This window comes from Mesorhizobium sp., from assembly GCF_024509055.1.
Lineage (GTDB): Bacteria > Pseudomonadota > Alphaproteobacteria > Rhizobiales > Rhizobiaceae > Mesorhizobium.
The window spans coordinates 1-2,378 of sequence record NZ_JANINM010000270.1; the positions used below are offsets into that span (position 1 = coordinate 1).

At 69.7% G+C, this 2,378-nt stretch carries 3 protein-coding genes; all 3 read right to left on the reverse strand.

Going from position 1 to position 2,378, the window contains the following annotated elements; genetic code table 11:
* Positions 1 to 25: 25 nt before the first annotated feature.
* The gene (locus Q0L57_RS12735; RefSeq protein WP_296743143.1) at positions 26 to 1,459 is read right to left on the reverse strand and encodes an IS66 family transposase; all 1,434 of its coding nucleotides are present in this window, start codon (positions 1,457 to 1,459) and stop codon (positions 26 to 28) included.
* Between the two features lie 112 nt (positions 1,460 to 1,571).
* Positions 1,572 to 1,919: an IS66 family insertion sequence element accessory protein TnpB gene (gene tnpB / locus Q0L57_RS12740; protein ID WP_076711207.1), complete on the reverse strand. Its 348-nt coding sequence runs from the start codon at positions 1,917 to 1,919 to the stop codon at positions 1,572 to 1,574.
* Entirely contained in the window at positions 1,916 to 2,293 is a 378-nt protein-coding gene (locus tag Q0L57_RS12745) for a transposase (protein ID WP_296743142.1), read from the reverse strand. Before Q0L57_RS12745 ends, tnpB begins: the two co-directional genes overlap by 4 nt.
* Positions 2,294 to 2,378 lie beyond the last annotated feature (85 nt).

Here is a 2,378-nt window from a genome sequence, read left to right on the forward strand (position 1 = left end):
GTAAGCGTCCGGTGACGGCGTCACCTCAAACGGGCCGGTAGTTCCACGGCAGCAGTTCGGCGACCCGTCGGGCCGGATGGTCTGCGATGCGGCTGATGGTGTCGGCCAGCCAGGCCTCGGGGTCGACGCCGTTGAGCCTGGCGGTTTCCACGAGGCTGTAGATGCTGGCGGCGCGGTGCCCGCCCTGGTCGGAGCCGGCGAACAGCCAGTTCTTGCGACCGACGGCGATACCGCGCAACGAGCGTTCGGCGGCATTGTTGTCGATCTCGATGCGACCATCGTCGGCATAGCGGGTCAGCGCCTGCCAGCGGGTGAGCGCATAACGGATGGCGACCGCGAGGTCTGAGCGCCGGGACAGCTTCGGTCCGGTCGCGTCGAGCCACTGGCGGAACGCATCGAGCAGCGGTCCGGCCCTGGCCTGGCGCGCGTGCCGTCGCTCGTCCGGGGGCTGACCACGCACATCCCGTTCGACGGCATAGAGCCCGGCGATATGGTCCAGCGCTTCGCGGGCCGTGGCGGACCCGGTTGCAGCATGGACGTCGAAGAACTTGCGCCTGACGTGCGCCCAGCAAGCCACCTCACGGATGCGTTCGCCATAGAGGCGGTCGAATCCGGCATAGCCATCGGCGTGCAGATCGCCCTGGAACGCCCGCAAATGCCCGGCGGGTCGTTCGCCCTTGCGGTCGGGCGCGTAGCGGAACAGCACGGCGGGCGGGGCCTCGCCGCCAGCCCCGCGCTCGTCGCGGACATAGGTCCACAGCCGGCCCGTCCTGGTGCGACCGGTGCCGGGGGCCAGCACCGGGACGGGCGTGTCGTCGGCGTGGAGGGTAGAGCCGCCCATGACGTGGCGCTCGAGTGCGTCGACCAGCGGATCGAGGAGCGCGGCCGAGCGCCCGACCCAGTCGGCGAGCGTGGAGCGGGCAAGGTCGACGCCCTGGCGCGTGTAGATGCCCGACTGGCGATAGAGCGGCAGATGGTCGGCGTATTTGGACACCAGCACATGGGCGAGCAGCCCGGCACCGGGCCGGCCCCGCTCGATGGGCATGGACGGCAACGGCGCCTGCACGATGCGCTCGCATGACCGGCAGCTCAGCCGCGGCCGGACGTGGCGCACGACCCGGAACGAGGCGGGCACATAGTCGAGCTGCTCGGTGACGTCCTCGCCCATGCGCCGCATGGCACCACCGCAGTCGGGGCAGACGCACGGTGCCTCATGTACGACGTCCGTGCGGGGCAGATGGTCGGGCAGTGGCTGTCGATACGGCCTGGCGGCCTCCCGTGTCCGGGTGGTCGCCGGCATCGCCGCAATGGCGGCTTCCGCCTCACGCTCTTCCAGCCCGAGTTCCAGCTGGTCAGCCTGGTGCGTCAGTTTCTCCGAGGAGCGGCCAAAGGCCATCCGCCGCAGCCACGCGACCTGCATCCGCAACTGCTCCAACTCGGCGCCGGCAGCAACGAGCATGGCCTTCAGGAGGGCGATATCGTCGGGCAGCGAGGCGGCATCGGGCGACACGCCCGCTTATACCAGAACCCCCGTGCCGATACACGCGAAAGCCGCAGGAAACCGTACTTTTCTACCAGGCCAGGGTCGGCTGCGAGGACCGGATCGGATGCCGCCAGTCCACCCCTTCGAGCAGCATCGACAACTGCGCCGGGGTCAGCACCGCGACACCGTCCGCAGTCGCCGGCCAGGTGAACCGGCCCCGCTCCAGACGCTTGGCATGGAGCACGAGACCCTGACCATCCCACCACAGCAGCTTGACCAGATCGCCACGCTTGCCCCGGAAGGCGTACACCGCACCGCCAAACGGATCCTGGCGCAGCCGCTGCTGTACCAGCGCGGCCAGCCCGTCGAAGCCCTTGCGCATGTCCGTGACCCCGGCCGCCAGATACACCCGGACACCGCCCGGCGGCCCGATCAAGCAAACCCCGCCAGCACGGTCTTGAGCACCCGCGCGTCGATGGGAGGTGCCAGGCGGATGCGTTGCCCGGCCGGGCCGACCACTTCCACCACACCCGGTCCGAGCGGCTCCGAATGCGGCACCATGGGCGCGCCCGCCACCTCGACCGGAATGAATGCCGGCCCCGGCAACGGCAATGCTTCGCTCGCCACCCCGTCGCGCAGCAGCGTGCGTCGCCAGCGATACACCAGCGACGTGCACACCCGGTGTCGCCGCGCCACCTCCAGCACGCTGGCACCCGGCATCATCGCCTCCGACACGATCCGTGCCTTGTCATCTTCGCTGAACCGCCGGCGCGGCTCAGTCCCGACCATCTCGATAATTCGCGTCGCCATGATGCCGCACCGGTGTCTGCCACAGTGCCGCACCTGTGGCTTGCGCATCACCTCGTCAGCAAGGTGGAGAAGACCGGACGCTTAC

Excerpts from the sequence above, each read along its gene's own strand:
- Q0L57_RS12735 (WP_296743143.1), bottom strand. The coding sequence starts at position 1,459 with ATGCTCGTTGCTGCCGGCGCCGAGTTGGAGCAGTTGCGGATGCAGGTC.
- Q0L57_RS12745 (WP_296743142.1), bottom strand. The coding sequence starts at position 2,293 with ATGGCGACGCGAATTATCGAGATGGTCGGGACTGAGCCGCGCCGGCGG.